This window comes from Anaerocolumna sp. AGMB13020, assembly GCF_033100115.1.
Taxonomy (GTDB): Bacteria; Bacillota; Clostridia; order Lachnospirales; family Lachnospiraceae; genus Anaerocolumna.
On record NZ_CP136910.1, the window covers coordinates 2,540,001 to 2,556,046 of the forward strand.

Annotated in this window: 20 protein-coding genes and 1 riboswitch (1 of these 21 only partly in view); of the genes, 1 reads left to right on the forward strand and 19 read right to left on the reverse strand. The window is 41.8% G+C overall.

What is annotated here, in order from left to right:
• The 10 genes from ispD to R2R35_RS10210 form a co-directional block, all read right to left on the reverse strand.
• Window positions 1–188: the beginning of a 2-C-methyl-D-erythritol 4-phosphate cytidylyltransferase gene (gene ispD, locus R2R35_RS10165; protein ID WP_317734402.1), read on the reverse strand. Its footprint begins 562 nt before the window's first position; only the first 188 of its 750 coding nucleotides appear in the window; the start codon lies at window positions 186–188; its stop codon lies off the left edge, out of view.
• Window positions 189–193: 5 nt separating this feature from the next.
• Complete coding sequence (gene tsaD / locus R2R35_RS10170) at window positions 194–1,216, reverse strand: tRNA (adenosine(37)-N6)-threonylcarbamoyltransferase complex transferase subunit TsaD (RefSeq protein WP_317734403.1); 1,023 nt, start codon at window positions 1,214–1,216, stop codon at window positions 194–196.
• A 102-nt stretch (window positions 1,217–1,318) separates the two neighbouring features.
• Complete coding sequence (locus tag R2R35_RS10175; RefSeq protein ID WP_317734404.1) at window positions 1,319–2,233, reverse strand: ribonuclease Z; 915 nt, start codon at window positions 2,231–2,233, stop codon at window positions 1,319–1,321.
• 291 nt (window positions 2,234–2,524) lie between these two features.
• Window positions 2,525–2,770: a hypothetical protein gene (locus R2R35_RS10180; RefSeq protein WP_033164529.1), complete on the reverse strand. Its 246-nt coding sequence runs from the start codon at window positions 2,768–2,770 to the stop codon at window positions 2,525–2,527.
• 74 nt (window positions 2,771–2,844) lie between these two features.
• Window positions 2,845–3,273: a ribosomal protein S18-alanine N-acetyltransferase gene (gene rimI / locus R2R35_RS10185; RefSeq protein WP_317734405.1), complete on the reverse strand. Its 429-nt coding sequence runs from the start codon at window positions 3,271–3,273 to the stop codon at window positions 2,845–2,847.
• A 3-nt stretch (window positions 3,274–3,276) separates the two neighbouring features.
• Window positions 3,277–3,984: a tRNA (adenosine(37)-N6)-threonylcarbamoyltransferase complex dimerization subunit type 1 TsaB gene (tsaB, locus tag R2R35_RS10190; protein WP_317734406.1), complete on the reverse strand. Its 708-nt coding sequence runs from the start codon at window positions 3,982–3,984 to the stop codon at window positions 3,277–3,279.
• Window positions 3,985–4,042: 58 nt separating this feature from the next.
• Window positions 4,043–4,471: a tRNA (adenosine(37)-N6)-threonylcarbamoyltransferase complex ATPase subunit type 1 TsaE gene (gene tsaE, locus R2R35_RS10195; RefSeq protein ID WP_317734408.1), complete on the reverse strand. Its 429-nt coding sequence runs from the start codon at window positions 4,469–4,471 to the stop codon at window positions 4,043–4,045.
• A 406-nt stretch (window positions 4,472–4,877) separates the two neighbouring features.
• Window positions 4,878–5,498, reverse strand: coding sequence for an ECF transporter S component (locus R2R35_RS10200; RefSeq protein WP_317734410.1), 621 nt, complete (start codon window positions 5,496–5,498; stop codon window positions 4,878–4,880).
• Between the two features lie 171 nt (window positions 5,499–5,669).
• A riboswitch (FMN riboswitch) is annotated at window positions 5,670–5,801 on the reverse strand.
• Between the two features lie 31 nt (window positions 5,802–5,832).
• The gene (locus R2R35_RS10205; protein ID WP_317734411.1) at window positions 5,833–6,342 is read right to left on the reverse strand and encodes a VanZ family protein; all 510 of its coding nucleotides are present in this window, start codon (window positions 6,340–6,342) and stop codon (window positions 5,833–5,835) included.
• Between the two features lie 149 nt (window positions 6,343–6,491).
• Entirely contained in the window at window positions 6,492–7,607 is a 1,116-nt protein-coding gene (locus tag R2R35_RS10210) for an LCP family protein (RefSeq protein WP_317734412.1), read from the reverse strand.
• A gap of 283 nt (window positions 7,608–7,890) precedes the next feature.
• On the opposite strand from R2R35_RS10210, the gene R2R35_RS10215 reads away from it, so the two are divergent.
• The gene (locus R2R35_RS10215) at window positions 7,891–9,144 is read left to right on the forward strand and encodes a nucleotidyltransferase domain-containing protein (protein WP_317734413.1); all 1,254 of its coding nucleotides are present in this window, start codon (window positions 7,891–7,893) and stop codon (window positions 9,142–9,144) included.
• Here the strand turns inward: R2R35_RS10215 and R2R35_RS10220 are convergent.
• The 9 genes from R2R35_RS10220 to R2R35_RS10260 all read right to left on the reverse strand — a co-directional run bounded on the left by R2R35_RS10220 (window position 9,113) and on the right by R2R35_RS10260 (window position 16,042).
• Window positions 9,113–10,954, reverse strand: coding sequence for an ABC transporter ATP-binding protein (locus R2R35_RS10220; RefSeq protein ID WP_317734414.1), 1,842 nt, complete (start codon window positions 10,952–10,954; stop codon window positions 9,113–9,115). The two genes, R2R35_RS10215 and R2R35_RS10220, sit on opposite strands and share 32 nt — an antisense overlap.
• Before the next feature lie 90 nt (window positions 10,955–11,044).
• Window positions 11,045–11,518 carry a S24/S26 family peptidase gene (locus R2R35_RS10225; protein WP_317734415.1) on the reverse strand — a complete coding sequence of 158 codons (474 nt, stop codon included), beginning with the start codon at window positions 11,516–11,518 and terminating at the stop codon, window positions 11,045–11,047.
• Window positions 11,506–12,354 carry a hypothetical protein gene (locus tag R2R35_RS10230; protein ID WP_317734416.1) on the reverse strand — a complete coding sequence of 283 codons (849 nt, stop codon included), beginning with the start codon at window positions 12,352–12,354 and terminating at the stop codon, window positions 11,506–11,508. The genes R2R35_RS10225 and R2R35_RS10230 overlap by 13 nt, the downstream gene beginning before the upstream one ends.
• 193 nt (window positions 12,355–12,547) lie before the next feature.
• Window positions 12,548–12,724: a hypothetical protein gene (locus tag R2R35_RS10235; protein ID WP_317734417.1), complete on the reverse strand. Its 177-nt coding sequence runs from the start codon at window positions 12,722–12,724 to the stop codon at window positions 12,548–12,550.
• Window positions 12,721–13,827: a radical SAM protein gene (locus R2R35_RS10240; protein ID WP_317734418.1), complete on the reverse strand. Its 1,107-nt coding sequence runs from the start codon at window positions 13,825–13,827 to the stop codon at window positions 12,721–12,723. The genes R2R35_RS10235 and R2R35_RS10240 overlap by 4 nt, the downstream gene beginning before the upstream one ends.
• A complete protein-coding gene (locus R2R35_RS10245; protein WP_317734419.1) occupies window positions 13,775–14,092 on the reverse strand; it encodes a PqqD family protein in 318 nt (105 codons plus the stop codon). The genes R2R35_RS10240 and R2R35_RS10245 overlap by 53 nt, the downstream gene beginning before the upstream one ends.
• A complete protein-coding gene (locus R2R35_RS10250) occupies window positions 14,089–14,745 on the reverse strand; it encodes a YveK family protein (RefSeq protein ID WP_317734420.1) in 657 nt (218 codons plus the stop codon). The genes R2R35_RS10245 and R2R35_RS10250 overlap by 4 nt, the downstream gene beginning before the upstream one ends.
• 9 nt (window positions 14,746–14,754) lie before the next feature.
• Window positions 14,755–15,375 carry a VanZ family protein gene (locus tag R2R35_RS10255; RefSeq protein WP_317734421.1) on the reverse strand — a complete coding sequence of 207 codons (621 nt, stop codon included), beginning with the start codon at window positions 15,373–15,375 and terminating at the stop codon, window positions 14,755–14,757.
• Complete coding sequence (locus R2R35_RS10260) at window positions 15,317–16,042, reverse strand: CpsB/CapC family capsule biosynthesis tyrosine phosphatase (RefSeq protein WP_317734422.1); 726 nt, start codon at window positions 16,040–16,042, stop codon at window positions 15,317–15,319. Before R2R35_RS10260 ends, R2R35_RS10255 begins: the two co-directional genes overlap by 59 nt.
• Between the last annotated feature and the right edge of the window lie 4 nt (window positions 16,043–16,046).

Consider the following 16,046-nt stretch of genomic DNA (forward strand, 5'->3'; position numbering starts at 1 on the left):
TCATTTATTACCAGTGTTATCTCATCAATACTACTGTTATCAAAAGCCTTCAGTGAATAGTAGAGAATCGGATGCTCTCCCAATCGCATGTATTGCTTTGGAATCTCCGATTGCATCCGTTTTCCACTTCCACCAGCTAATATTATGGCACTGACCTTATCGCCTGGGGTAATACTGTCTTTCTCCATAACACCTACCTCTGTCCAATTTTAAGATTCGGCACTGCATTCAAATCCAATCCATGTCTTGTACCATTTAAATATTCGTAATAAGCCGCAGCTCCAATCATTGCTGCATTATCAGTACATAATATCGGTGAAGGATAATATAGCTTCAGGCCTCTCTTCTCACAGGCTTTACCCATAGCTTCTCTTAAGGAGGAGTTTGAAGCTACTCCGCCTGCAAGCGCTACCTTTTTCAGCTTATAATCTTTCGCTGCTGCCATTGTCTTTGTAACGAGAGCATCGACCACAGCTTCCTGGAAGGACGCTGCAATATCTGCTTTCTTTATTTCTTCCTTTTTCATTTCACAATAATTCAAGTGGTTAAGAACTGCAGACTTCACTCCGCTAAAGCTAAAATCGTATGGCGCATCTGCTATATTGGCTCTTGGGAAGGCAATTGCATCTTTCTTTCCTTCTTTTGCAAGCTTGTCTACTTTGGGTCCCCCCGGATAACCAAGTCCTATGGCTCTGGCAACTTTATCAAAAGCTTCACCTGCTGCATCATCATGTGTCCTGCCAATGATTTCATACTTTCCGTAATCCTTTACAATGACAAGATGTGTATGCCCGCCTGATACGATTAAACATAAGAACGGCGGCTCCAGATCCGGGTGTTCTATAAAATTAGCCGAAACATGCCCTTCAATATGATGTACTCCTACCAAGGGTTTCTTAGCGGCATAGCTGATTGCCTTTGCTTCTGCTACTCCTACTAGTAAGGCTCCGACCAGTCCGGGTCCATAGGTTACGCCAATGGCATCTATGTCCTCAAGCGTCACCTCTGCTTCTTTCAGTGCTTCTTTCACTACCTGATTGATTTTTTCTATGTGCTTTCTGGAAGCTATTTCCGGAACAACCCCTCCATATAGGGTATGAAGTGCTATCTGTGAGGATATCACATTTGATAAGACCGTTCTTCCGTTCTTTACTACAGCTGCTGCTGTTTCATCACAGGAAGATTCAATAGCCAGAATTAAGATGTCTTTTTCCATTTTTAACAGATTGCTCTTAGAGCAATTCCTTTCCAACGTTATTCATTTTGCCTGAAACATACATCGCTATTTCCGCACGCTGTTTTTTAGCTCTTATTACCTTTATTCGTTCGGATCGAATTCCAGCGTAATACTTTTCTTATCCGTTCCTGCCTTTGCTTCCGGAAAGATTGCTCTGGTATCCGCCATAAATTCTTCGGGTCTTATTAAAGACGGACTGTAGTGCGTCAACCAAAGTTCCTTTACATTGGCTGCTTTCGCAAGTCTCGCAGCATCATAAAAGGTCATATGCTTATGCTCCGCTGCTTTATTTTCCTTATCCTTCTCGCCATACATTCCTTCACAGATAAACAGATCTGCCCCCGTGGCATGTTCACTTATGGAAGAAATAGGTCTGGTATCGGTACAGTAGGTTAATTTGATTCCTTTTCTTGGCGGGCCTAATACCATCTCAGGGGTAAATACCCTATCCTCTGCTTCTACCGTCTCTCCTTTTTGGAGTCGGTTCCAATATTTTTGAGGCACCTTATTCTCGGTTGCTTTCTCAAGAAAGAATCTGCCCCCACGTTCAATCTGCACATTATACCCATAACACAATACATTGTGATGAACTTTGAAGGCCTGTATCACATATCCATTGATACGGAATTCTTCTTCTGCCCCGTTTATCTCAATAAAGTTAATTTCAAAGGGTAGTTCCGGTGCAATTACTCTTAAGGCACTTACTACTCTTTCCAAGCCCTTTGGCCCGATCATGGTAACGGGTTCCGTACGGTCTGCATTTCCCATTGTAAGGAGTAACCCGGGTAAACCGCTGATATGATCTCCATGGTAATGGGTAAAACATATAATATCGATGGGATGAAAACTCCACCCCTTTTCTTTTATTGCAATCTGGGTTCCTTCACCGCAGTCTATCAGTAGACTGGAACCATTGTATCTGGTCATTAATGCTGTCAGCCATCTGTTTGGCAAAGGCATCATTCCGCTGGTTCCTAGTAAGCAAACATCTAACATGTATTTTCCTCGCTTTACTGCTTTGATAAAACAGTTATTTAATATCGGCAGAAGCCTTCTGCCTGTGTTTCCTAAATAGTACCATAACCTTTTTAAGGAATCAAGCCCACGGAAATATTACTGCCGGACCTGTTCTATGATAATACTCCTTACCTGTATTATAACCCGGATTACTATATCCCAAAACAAGAAGCTGCGCCTTCCCTCCTATGGATGCCTAATCCTATCACAAAAAAAGAAACAGACACCCAGCCCGGCTATGCCTGTCCCCTGGTATGTCTGTCCCTCTCTTTATAGAGCTTCTTTCTTATGAATCTTTTGTATCGGTATCTTAAAGGATGAAATGAATTTGTCATAACAATCTTCACACATATTGAATTTGTGAAGTTCCAAATCGTACTTGGAAAAGTATCCCCACTCTTTTGCAGCTTCAAAGACATCTTCTTTCATTATACCTTTTTCTACCGCTATTTTCTTTCCACAAACATTACAGAACATGTCATGTCTGATTATCGGTGCTTTCCTTACTTTATCCATGTCTTTCCTCCCGCCGACTTGTCCGCCTTCTTGTTATTATTATAACGTGAAATCCAGAAAATTTACAGTGGGAATTACAACCACATAATAAGTGCATCCTCTACTGGTGCGTCATAATAGTTTTTTCTGATTGCGGTATCCTGAAAGCCTAACTTGTGATAGAGGTGAATTGCTGATATATTGCTGATTCTCACTTCCAGTGTAAAGGTCTCGATTCCTGTCTCTCCTGCCTGTCTGAGCAATTCCCGCAGCATCGCCTCCCCTACCCCCCGGTGCCTGTATTCGGAGTCAACGGCGACATTTGTTATCTCTCCTTCACCTACAATTCCCCACAAGCCGCAATAGCCGAGTATTCTTCCTTCTTCTTCCACCACCAGGTAAAGGTTACTGGGATTACGAAGTGATTGAAGAAAAGAATCTCTGCTCCAGGGTCTTGAGAAAGAATTGCATTCTATTGCATAGACCTGGTCCATATCTTCTTCCTGCATATGTCGAATCAGCATTGATTATACCCCTTCTTGTTTTTCTGCTCTCTCTCTTTCAGCCTGAGACATTCTTAAATACTCAGGTTCAAAGCTGTCTGCATTTTCAATACGTCCGGCTTTATAATACTCCACGCTCAGGCTGCCCAGTGCTGCTGCCCTTTGCCTTGAAAGATGGATCGGTGCTACTGTATAAGGTGACTTCAACAAAGAAACAAACTTTGACAACTGCGCTTCTACCCCATCTCCCAGAAACAGTATTTCATCATCATATTCATTCAATATAGCTGCCAGTTCCTCCACCTCAGCGGCAAATTGGGGACGAAGCACTGTGAAGTCTCCGTTTCTCCATTGATAAAGCCCTGTATATACCTGGTTTCTCCGGGCATCCATCATAGGACAGATAAGCTTATCTGTTCCAAAAAAATTATACGCCAGTGCATCCACCGTAGGTACATTGATTATAGGTATATCTAATACAAGCGCCAGCCCTTTGGCGGTTGAGGCCCCGATTCGAAGTCCGGTAAAGGAACCCGGTCCCCCTGCTACGGCAATGGCATCCAGCTCCTCCAACTCCATATCTACTATCTTTATCACTTCATCCACCATAGGCAGTAAGGTCTGTGAATGTGTCTTTTTATTATTTACTGTAAATTCTCCAAGAACTTTTTCCTCTGTAACTACTGCTACGGAAGCAACAAGTCCTGAACTGTCTAAGGCTAATATTTTCATTTCAGCTCCCATCTGTGTGCGCTGGCACACATTCTAATCAGATTATTGAAAAATTGTCTTACCAGTGGTTTTCCACGGTAATTCTGCGATAATCAAATCCTTTGTCCGAATCCTTTTCTATCCTAATTCTGACAGGATTATCAGGAAGCAATTCCTTAATCAGCTCTGCCCACTCCACCAGGCATACACCCTCTCCATAGAAATAATCCTCGTAACCTATCTCTTCCATTTCTTCAATATCCTCTATGCGATATACATCAAAGTGATAGAGCGGCAGCCTGCCCTCTTCGTATTCAGAAACGATCGTAAAGGTTGGGCTGTTAACCGGTTCCAGTATTCCAAGGCCTCTTGCAAAACCCTGGGTAAAAACAGTTTTTCCCGTTCCAAGATCACCGGATAAACAATAAACCTCTCCTTTACCTGCTTCTTCACCCAGCTTTTTTCCCAGGTTATAGGTTTCATCTCTGTTATATGTCTCTATTATCATAAATTCTCACAGTCCCTTATATTTTTTCTGCGGTTGTTTGCTGCCCTCAAACTATTGGATATCTAATTATACACACTTTGCTACTATCATATAATTACCTGCAGGTATGAGTCAATATTTTTATTGTACTGCTGATTATCTATGTTTACAACCTTAAAATATAAAACACAGTAAATACAATGTTTCAGAACCAGTACCTCTTTGATAAGCGACCAATTACCAATATATAAGTGTATAAAAAATGCCGGTCTGCAGACATTCTGAAAGTTTCAGTCTATGCATACAAAACCGGCAATTATATCTTTTATGTGGTATACCCAGGCTGGTGCTTAAATATCAGACAGGACTTTACTTCATGTCTTACAGCTGATCTTAACATCAGCCAGCAGCAAAAGAACTTCATATTTTAGAACTGTATTCTCTTCTTTAACATTTCATAAGTAAGTTGACCCACTATTCCAAGAAAGACTCCTTTTACCAGATTAAACGGTGTAATACCAAGAAGTATCAATGTAAACATATCCTTGATTCCAGGTATCATAGTTGCTGCTGCTACGATATTCTCTATTCCGCCATACATTCTGGCATACATGGGTACAGTAACGAAATAGTTCATAAGAAAACCTACAACAGTCATTACTATGGTGGCTGTTCCAAACATGAAAAATGATTTATATCTGCCTTTCAGCTTATGGAACAGAAGCCCGGCAGGTACTACATAAGCCACACTGACAATAAAGTTAGCCAGCTCCCCTATCCCCATAGTCTTTGATGCGGTTATGGCTTTTATAAGGTTCTTTATCAGTTCTATTACCACGCCAGCTGCCGGTCCAAACCAGAATGCTCCGAGCAATGCGGGGATATCACTAAATTCCAGTCTTAAAAATCCGATAAAGGGAGGAGACTCCAAAAGCATCAGCACATAGGACAATGCCGATAATAAACTCACGGTTACCATTGCTTTTGTAGTAAACATATTTTTTCTTTGATAGGTTCCTCTCATCATTTTGTTCTCCGACATTTTCATAATAATCTCTCCTTTTGGAAAGGAAATTCCTGGTGTTCGGTGCGGAATAACGATTTCTTCGTTTCTTCACACGTTCTCCAAGGAAGTAATAACTTCTTAAGCAGAAAAATAAGGCCCCGAATATAAATATTCGGGGCCACTAAATACATAGTATCATGCATATTCTGCAATCAGCTTCTTCTCACATCCAGACTTTACTGTCGGTTTTGGAATTGCACCAAATCAACTGATACCAGTATAACTGCATATCAGGTCGCGGACTTTACCGCCGGTCGGGAATTTAACCCTGCCCCGAAGAATTTCCTTATTTTTTTGTGTCTTTATAATAGTCCTATTATTCAACTTTGTCAATAGGATTTTTTTGAGATTTTTTGAAGGCTAATCTCAGGCTGTGCATCCCCTGAAACAGAAGGATTCCTAGCCCTGCCCCTACTGCGTCAATCATTACATCCGTAACCATACCGGCTCTTCCGGGAACAAATAACTGATGCAATTCATCCGTAGCTGCATAAAAAGTACAGATTAACAGTCCTGTAATAAAAAGATGCTTTCCTTTCAACCCATGTTTCCGCAATAAGGGGAAGGCTACTGCAATTCCAAGCAAAGCGTATTCTGTCAGATGTCCTGCCTTTCTTATGGGGGTATGTATAAGCTCTATAATATTTTCTTCTTTTACCTGTGTCAGCTCCAGGTCTATCGCATCAATTACAGCCTCAACCATGGACTTCGTCAACGAACCGCTCAGATCTGAGGATTGATTCCCGTTTTCCATGGAAAACATAAATATCATTACCATTATCAACATTGCCGGTATCCAGGTTAACCACAATTTATTTTTCTTCATTCCTATATGCCTTTTCATTTTCTTCCTATTATTCTATTACATTTTCGGCAGGATGTCACTTTTATTTCATAAATTATGGTATATCAAAACTCTTTCTATATCAAGTTGCCTGTTCTTGCGGCAGAACAACCTGTGTACCTCTTGCTCCCTTATTCTTCCGGTGCATAGGCTTGTGTTACAGAAGCTGTCTCATCGTAGATTTTGTCTCTTAACGCTTCGATGTTACGGTTAAAATCAAGCGTTATAACCTCCATTCCCCGTATACGCATGAATTGATAGGAATTATCCACCGGTATGCTCCACTGATTCAGCTCATAACTGGCGTACTTCGGAAGAGAAAGTATCAATGAGAAAATATCCCCCTCCGATAAATCCGTGGTTATCTCAGGAAGCAATTTATTCAGTAATTTATTCAGTTCCATTAAATTCAACTTCTTTACTTTCTCAAAGGCCTGTTCCAATACCCTTCTCTGCCTGGCCGTTCTTTCAAAATCCGTACCTATATAACGGTTTCTGGCATAACCTAAGGCTTGTTTACCCTTTAGTTTCAGTACACCGGGAGCTGTCAGATAATCTGCCTCGTTCTTTTCTCCCAGCAAACGATTTAACTCTGCTATGTAATCATTTATTATGGGGATTTCCTCCTCCGTTACGTTTATTGTAACTCCGCCAACTGCATCTACTATATCCATAAAGACATAAAAATCCACAGAGGCATAACGGTCCACCGCCACTTTAAAGTTCTGTTCTATGGTATCCATTAACAGCCGGGGACCTCCAAAGGCGCAGGCAGCGTTTAACCTGTTATTATTCTTGCCGGGGATTTGAAGGTAGATATCTCTTAACAGTGAGGTAGCTGTAATGGTTTTCTTCTTTTTATTTATTGACACCAGTATCATTGCATCCGATCTGGAATTTTCGCCTTTTGTCCTGGCATCGGTTCCTATCAGTAAGATATTAAATACATTTTTGTCTGATAAGATGGTTGTACTGTTAGCCTCCATATTCTTACGAATTTCATTTTCTGCATTTTCGATATCAGTTGCAGGTGAATCTGGTTCTGTGCTGTCCGTGTCCTCTGCGAGATCCATAACCTGTGTTTCTGACGGCTGTGTACTTGCTTTCAGCGAACTGCTGTTATTGATTTTACTGATATAGCTATGTACCAGAAGAAATATACTTAACACCAGCAAACCTATGGCAAACAATATTAGCAGTAACAGCTTTTTCCATTTCCTGTTACTTCTTTGTTCTATCTCTTCCATCTGTTACACTCCCTGCCTATCACAGGCGAACCTGCGATACCGCCACTTTTATAAAGAGTGAAAGAATCCTGGTGTGGCATCCTTTCTTTGGTATATTTTCTTCACTCTTCCTTCTATCATTCTGTTAAAAGGTTTCTCAATTTATTTCGTTTCTGCATAAATTCTCTGATCCTGTAGGATACAGGCTTTTTTTGTCTGCTTTAATTGGTTGTCCCTCTGCCTTGAGATATGCTATAATTTTGTAAATATTTAACATTAACTAACTATGGGAGGACTTCCATTTATGTTGGAACACAGTGCTGTCTTAATTCAATTATTATCGTCTGCCATCTATGGCAAACATCCTGATGCCGTTCCTGAACAAACCGATTGGCATGCTTTATATGAAGAAGCCAAAGCACATCAGGTTCACACGTTAATCTATCCACTCTTTGAGGAACTTCCGAAAGAATTTCGGCCTGATGCGGCCTTCCTTGAAGCTTATAAATGCGAGGTGTTAAGAGAAGCTGCTCTTCAAATACTGCACATGGCACAAATGGAGAAGGTATTTACTGCCTTTATGGAAGCAGGTATTCCAATTATTGCCCTGAAAGGATTAATAATAAGAGAATACTACCCATATCCTGAACTTCGTACCATGGGGGATGCTGATGTGCTGGTTCATACATCTGATCTGCAAAAGGCACATAAGGTGCTTATTTCCCTGGGTTATCGCAAAGGAAAAGTCAGCGAAAGACATATTACATATTTACATACCGTCCATCCAGAGGTAGAACTCCATGAAATTCTGACGATCAATGAAGCCTCGGAAAGTAAGAAACATTTTAGTGATACTGTCTGGAACAATGCTCACTATGATTATGTAGGTGAAGTTCCGGTTCTGGTTCTCTCAGTAGAAGACCAGATACTTCATTTACTCTTTCATACCATTCAACATGTTATGATCAGCGGTATCGGCATCCGACAGATCTGTGATCTTACGCTGTTCCTGAATGCGCACCTTAATGATTTTGCCTGGGAAGATATCCTGGCAGAAATGAGAGATTATGGCTGGGAAAAGTTCGCCATAACTATCTTTATACTATGCCACCAGCTTTTTAAACTTCCTGTTCCGGCTTTTATCCTGAAGGAGCGTTCAACTGACAGCCTCCTGTATCAGCAGCTCTTCATTGAAGATATCCTTCGTTCCGGTGTTTACGGTAAGAGAACGAAAGAACGGGAGGCTTCCAGACACATTTTAATGTATATGAAGAACAACAGCTCTGCTTTGTCTTCTGATATACCTCAAAATAAAGCAGTAAGGCATCAGACCGATAGATTGGTTCATCTTCTGCGATTTTTCTTTCCTGGTCCTGATAAATTACATTATCAATACCGGTATGTAAGAAAGTACCCCTTGCTGCTCCCTTTTGCCTGGTTGCATCGGGCGTTCTATAACCTCCGGCAGCTATCTGTTCTTCCTTTTGTATATAAGAAGAAATTTACTGTATCATATGAAAGACGCATCAAACTGCTCCAGTGGCTGCAACTTCGTTAGCCATTTCATTAAATTCTGACAGAACTTCTTCCGCACTCCTTTCTCTGAGCCTGCCGCCCTTTAACTCAAGCACCCTGCGGCAGTACCGGAGGATTGAAAGCCTGTGGGTTATAATGATGCAGCTGCCCTGTCTCAAGCTGCTGATATTGTGTATAACTTCTCTTTCTGTGTCCATGTCAAGTGCCGAAGTTGCTTCATCTAAAATCAGCAGGGGTTTCTTTCGAATAAGCGCTCTCGCAATGGATATTCTTTGAGCTTGTCCCTCTGATAGCCCCACTCCCCGTTCTCCTAAGTTTGTGTCAAGGCCTTCCGGTAATTCACATACAAATTCCCAGGCGCAGGCAGCCTTTAACATCTCCTTTTGCTCTTCTCTGTCTGCCTTACTGTCCCCGATTCTTAAATTCTCTTCAATGGTGCCGGAAAACAAGGTATTCCCCTGCGGCACATAGGATATTAGCTGCCTTATGCAGCAGCTCTCGAGATCATAATTAATTCCTTTGTCTTTTATATATATATGGCCGCTGGTTGGTCTTAGCAGTTGCATGAACAGATAGATCAGAGTTGTTTTTCCCTCTCCGGATGCACCGGTTAATGCCAGGATATCTCCTGCCATTAGTGAAAAGGTTATATCCTTTAGCACTGGTTGCTCAGGTGTATAGGCAAAGGTCAGCTCTTTCAGCTCAATGCTTTCAAATCCATTTATCAGCTTCCTGCCATGGGAATCCGCTGCTGGCTGCCCCACTGCCAGATGGGACTCTAAATCTTCCCTTAAGCCTTCTACTTCTATGATTCGTTTTGCAGAACCGGCTGCCGAATACATCGTAGGAAAAAGTGAAGCCAGTTCAATAAATGGCAGGATAATCTGTAAGATAAGCTGTATGTATGCAGTAATTGTACCCACTGTCAGCGCGCTGTCCAGCACATAAGCCGCTCCCCAGCCGAATACCGCAAGAAATCCTATCCATAAACCTATCATAACGAAAGTATTAGTAACAGCCGACGTGTAATTTCTCTTAAGTGCCAGCCTTTTCCTCTCTGCCTGAAGCTCTCGCAGCTTGACTCTGCTCTCTCCTTCCCTGCCAAAGGTCTTAATAATCAGCATATGCTCCAGGCATTCCTGAAGATATGCTCTGTAGTTGGTATCCGCTTTCTGAGCTTCTTCATGAACGGATACATAACGAGAACCTGCAAAGGCACCCAGAATTAGGGTTACCGGACCTACTATTACTGAAAAATAAGCCACACCTCTGTGAAAGGACATCAGAACAAGAAAGGCTGCTGCCAGACCCATTACGGAAGCTGCCCCTCTGGTTAGTCCATTGATTATTCCATTTACAATAACCTGGGTGTCTCCGTTAACCCGGGCTGCCATGTCGCCTGTATGGTACCTGGCATATTCCATCCAGTCAGTATTGGCAAGCTTTTCATATACTTCTTCCTTTAAGCTTCCGGTCATATTTTCGGTGGTGCGAACTGTAAGTACTGTAATAAGCCATTTGCCAAACAAAAGTATCAGGACAGATACCGCAAAGAGAATTCCTCCCCTTACTGTTGCTTTTGTTATACCGCCTATAAAGGAATCAATCAAATCTTTTGAGAGATATGCCATTATTACCTTAATAACAGAGGAGACACTTCCTGCCAGTACTAAGATTATCAGAGATATCATATGAGGATGGGTTCTCTTTCCCATCCATATAAGAATCTGTATTTTTTGCTTCATCTGTATACCTACTGCATATCGCTGACATGCCAGCAATACCGCCACGAAAATAAGTGAGAAGGCTTCGTGTGGCAACCTTTCAATCATAAATTCCCTCTCACTCTTTATCAGTATGCCATTTATCTGTTTATCTAATTTATTGAAAAAGCAGAAAATCCTCTAGTACGGTTAAGAATGCTAATGATTGAATTTTCTCTGTAAGCTGCGAAATTCATGGTACCGGCAGATAATTGTTTTACGAAAGGGCAGTATACAAAACCATAGAAAGGCAAGAATTTTCCACCTAAAGTCATTTACAGGAATCTCTGTCTCCTTCCGCCATACTGTATTTACTTTCGCCAGTATCTGATCTTTTCGAATCGGTCCTTCCAGACTTCTTTGTGCATCTCCATTTATATATACATGTTCCTTTCTCTTAAATATGACCCGGTGCAATACATATGCGCTGTCATCTCTTTGTATCAAGATAATGTCACCGGTTCTTATTTCTGAAAAAAAACAGGTAATCAGCTCTACACTATCCTTGTTCTCACGCAGAAAGGGATACATACTGTTTCCGGTTACGGTTATCCGTACACTCTTATCATTCTCCAGTAGTTTTTGGATTACGGGCATCATAACGCCTGTACTGATTCTTTTTATTTCAGACATTGGTATAATAACTCCACTGCTTCCCTGTCAGGCCTGCATCTTAAAAGAAATACAGGTGTAACAGTTATTATCTCCTCCAGATTCTTAAGAGCCAGCTTCATATCCTGCTCATTGTTATATGGCAGAAAACTTCTGGGCATTAGTTTCTTCAGAGTTTCCTCCCCGGATAGCTTCATAATATCGTTTTCTTTTGACTGCTCCAAAAGTACGATTGCACTTAAATCAGCTGTTTTTCTGGTGCATTTTCTGCTTGCGCCATTCCATAGAGTGCCGTATACTCTTGGACTTCCTTGTATCACCCTGATTGCAGGCCTGTCATGATTAATCATGACAGCCCCTTTGTATTTCCTCCACAGATTTGCCTGGGTGGTCTTTCCCATTCCGGAGGGTCCTGAAAAAATCAGCCCTTTGCCTTCATATTCTATGGCCGCACCATGAATTACCAGTCCGTTATGCCGTAGGATACGGTTACGAAAAGCAATTTCTCCAAGTGTGCTTAAAAAAGAAGCTGCCGGCTTCTTCTCCTCCGGAGTATAGGAAATGTCCACCTGACTCCAATCTCTGTCCGCTGTCATTCTATATGACAATCTGTCTGTCATTCTGTTAAAGAGATACAGCTCTGTTTTTTCTGCATCCCCTGTATAAGGCACCCACCTTATACTATCATCAAAAACAATCAGTTCCTTGGGAATCTGAATCTCTTTCTCCCGTCTGTATGTAAGCTTCATTTCCTCTCCTGAAGACCTTCGTTTAAAGGTGTTTAACTTTCTGTCTGACCATTTAAGATCCGTCTCCAGCGTTATGGAAATATCTGCTATCTGTAGAGTACTTTTCATGCTGACACTCCTGTATACCGCTTATCTGCCTGCGGTATTGTCTTAATATATATCTGGCTTCCATTACAAGCCGTGACTAAACTCCAATACATCTCGTAAGAGCCCTTGCGGTACTGTTAATCACAAAAAGTAATATCTGCAATTCACTTTCCCCTTCACTCAGACCGCACTGTTCGCTAATATACCAAACTTCTTAACTGCAGCCTCCTGCGCTGGTATACCCAAGTTTGCAGCGGCTTTTTCTGCAAAATATCATTTCCCAAATGTAAGTTAGGGGATCCGGTCCAGACAAACCGATATGGCAGGTTGCCAATCTTTCCTCCGGTCTTAATTCAACGATTTCAATTGTAGGTTTTATGTAATCCTTCATACTATTTCCTCCATTTTCTCATATTCTGTCAGCCTGCTGGTTTCTCTTGCCAATTCGCAAAGGTAAGGTGCAGGCTCTTTAAAGCTGCCGGTTTCATTCAGCAGTCTTCCCGGACAGGACTTGCATTGCCCTTTCAGGGAACATTTACTGCAGGTCTTGCATACCGGTACTTTATCGCATTTTTGAACCAGTTCCCTCCAGGCACGCCGAAAAGAACTTTTCAAGGGCTGGGTCTTGGGAGTATTCATTATGGAGCAGGGCACCATTACTCCTTCCCACGTTATAAAGAAACTGTTCTTTCCACTGTTACAGGGAAATGCATTACTGCTCTGGAAGTAATCAAAACACTCTGTTGCTTTACTATATGCATCCTTATCAATATGTACGGTTTCGTCAAAAGCCTCTGCTTCTACTTCCGGCTGTGTATCAAGAATTAACTGCGCCTGCTCAGCCGGAGCCAGCCGCCCGGTATCAATCTCCCTCCTCTCCCTCTCCGGTGTGATATAATCCACCAGATTTATTTTTAAACCAAATCCCTCTGCCAGGTTCCTGATAGCAGGCAGATCCGATCTGTTTTCCTTGATTATGGTAGTTCTTAACTGAAGATTTATGCCTGCTTCCTTTATCAGCCGAATTCCCTCCAACGCTTGCTGAAAACCATCTGCATTCCCGCATACTTTTCTATAGGTATCAGAAGACCCACCGTAAAGTGAGATATCTATCTGAGAAGGAGGTATGGTCTTAAGCCATTTGATCACCTCCGTTGTAATCAACGTTCCGTTTGTATAGATACTGATGATAAATCCCATTCTGGTTAATGCTTCGTATATTTCTTTGAAATCTTCTCGAAAAAATACTTCCCCTCCGGTCAAAAGCAGAAACAGCATACCAGAATCCCTGGCCTCACCGGCAAGCTCAATCCATTCTTTTGTACTTAGTTCTTTCTTCTTTAAGTCACTGTGAAGAAGTCCGTTACAGGCATAGCACATTCTGCAGCCCAGGTTACAGCGGGTGGTAAGCTCAAATTGACCGGATAAAGGAATTTTTTTGCTAAAAGAGTTCATTGTCAGTGTTGCACTTAACTGTCCCCAGTTCATTGCCATCTTCTATCAATCCCCTCTCATTAATCTGGTGAATAAAATCTGTAATATCCTCCGCTGCCAGCTCTGCTTCAACACTGTATTTTTCTCTTAGCAGCTTTACCAGCTCCTCCTTTGATTCTATCCCCTGTTCCAGCTTAGACCAAAGCAAGGCTCCACTTTCACTCAGACTCATTAATCCATTAAAATCCACTACCCTCTGCCCTACGGGTACTACTACCCAGGCTCCTGCTATTTCACGCAGCAAAAATCCGCTCTTAATTTTCATGTTACACTTCCTCCCTTACGCAGCTTTGCTTTCACTTCTGTTATGGGAACTACTGCAAGTACTGCCAGGCTCAGATATTCTTCTACCTGCTGCGCAGTCTTGATCCTGGTCCCTTTTATATATCTTATAGTCAGCACAAGTACTGTGATAACTCCTCCCAGCAAAGCTCCTCTTACGAACCCTACTGCATCTTCTTTCGGAAACACCTGTGCACGGCCGGCTTCCTCCAGAACTTTTATTTCAAATATATCTCCGAATTCCCTCTTTACAACTTTGATATAGGCGTTGATCAGGGTAACGGCACGGTCTGGATCATAGTCATATACAGTAAGTTCTATAACCCTTGTATTTTCCACCAGAGACAGATACATGGTCTCTCTTAATTCTGCTGCGGTCAGATCTGCATCTGCTTCAAGAATTACCTTCTCCAGGATATTTCTGTTCTGCATAAGGCGTATCAGGTCATCTGCTGCCTGCATCCCGGTCTGCAGCTTTGTTACCGCATAATAGTAATCCGATATTATGTAGCGGTTCACAAACCCTACCAGCAAACCTGCCAATACCGTTAGGAGTATGATTGTTTTAATTTTATTTCTCAGGTATATCAGATATTCACTGAAGGTATCCTTCGTATCGGTTTTTATTCTTTCCATGAAAGCTCCTTATCCGCTATGTAATATATAACGCTTAGCCATATCAGTAAAACCCCTGCAAAGCAGGTGCCCCAGAATACACCCCAGTACATTAAGCAAAACATCATCTGTCTGCAGATACCCCCTTTGTGTCAGGTATTGTGCAAGTTCAATCGTGAGGCTTAAGGTTACTCCACATAACAGATATATTGATATCTGTCTATTTTCCGAAAACAACCTGGATAGGAGAAACCCAAATGGCAGAAAGAGTATGATGTTTTCAATGGCATAGATATTCCCTTCAAGCCTATGGGAAAAGGTTGCAAGAGGCATTAAATCTATATCGGTTCTGGAACCGGGTGGCCTGGAAAGAATGGCAAGAAAAAAAACAAAGGTGATATAGGTAAATAACAAAAATAGCAACGTCTGTGTCTTTCCGGTCATTATCCGAAATCTGTTTCTCCTCTTCTGCCCAAGCAACAGAAAAGTGAAGTCAAAAACCATAAGGGCAAGTATTCCGGAAAATGCCGATGGTATCAGATAAGAAGCCGCTGCCAGGATGGTATCGTTATAGATGGGCAGCAACAACCCGTTATATATATTGGTCTTTAAGAAGCTTCCTGCCGTTATGTATAAATATATCTGCTGCATATTCATCTCCGTACTTTTTCTTTGCCGTATCAATACACTCCCTTATCCTTGGCGGTCTGATTTTATCACCATGGCTGTCCGTGGCTACAAAGTGCAATAACTTTCGCTTAAGGAGTTTCTTAACAAATCGCTGCAATTCCCTACCATCCTCCCCTCGTATACTGGAGGCATTGGATTGAATATAAGCCCCCATAAGAATCAGTTCGTCAACGAGCTTTAGATCCTTTCTCAATACATAATACCGTTCAATATGCGCTATAACCGGCTTGTATCCTCCAATTATAAGATTCTGAATGCTGCTCTTTAAATAACGGTACTCACAGGAGGGCTGAAACTCAACCAATACATAACTTGTATTTCCCAAAGTAGGTATTTCATTTTTCTGAAGCCCGTATACGGTGTCCTGGCTGTAGAATATCTCACTCCCCATATAAAGCTTAAGTTCCGGAAACTGCTCCTCTGCTTTTATTCTCAATTCTTCAAAGGCTCCCATTAATTTGCTTCGTCTGTCTTCCCCTCTTCGGTAGGATATATGGGGTGTCGCTATCACTGTTCGGATTCCTTCGGAAAAGGCGATTTCCAGCATACGCAATGCCTGGTTTATACTATGAGCACCATCATCCACTTTTGGTATTATATGATTGTGTATATCAATATATCCTTCCATCTTT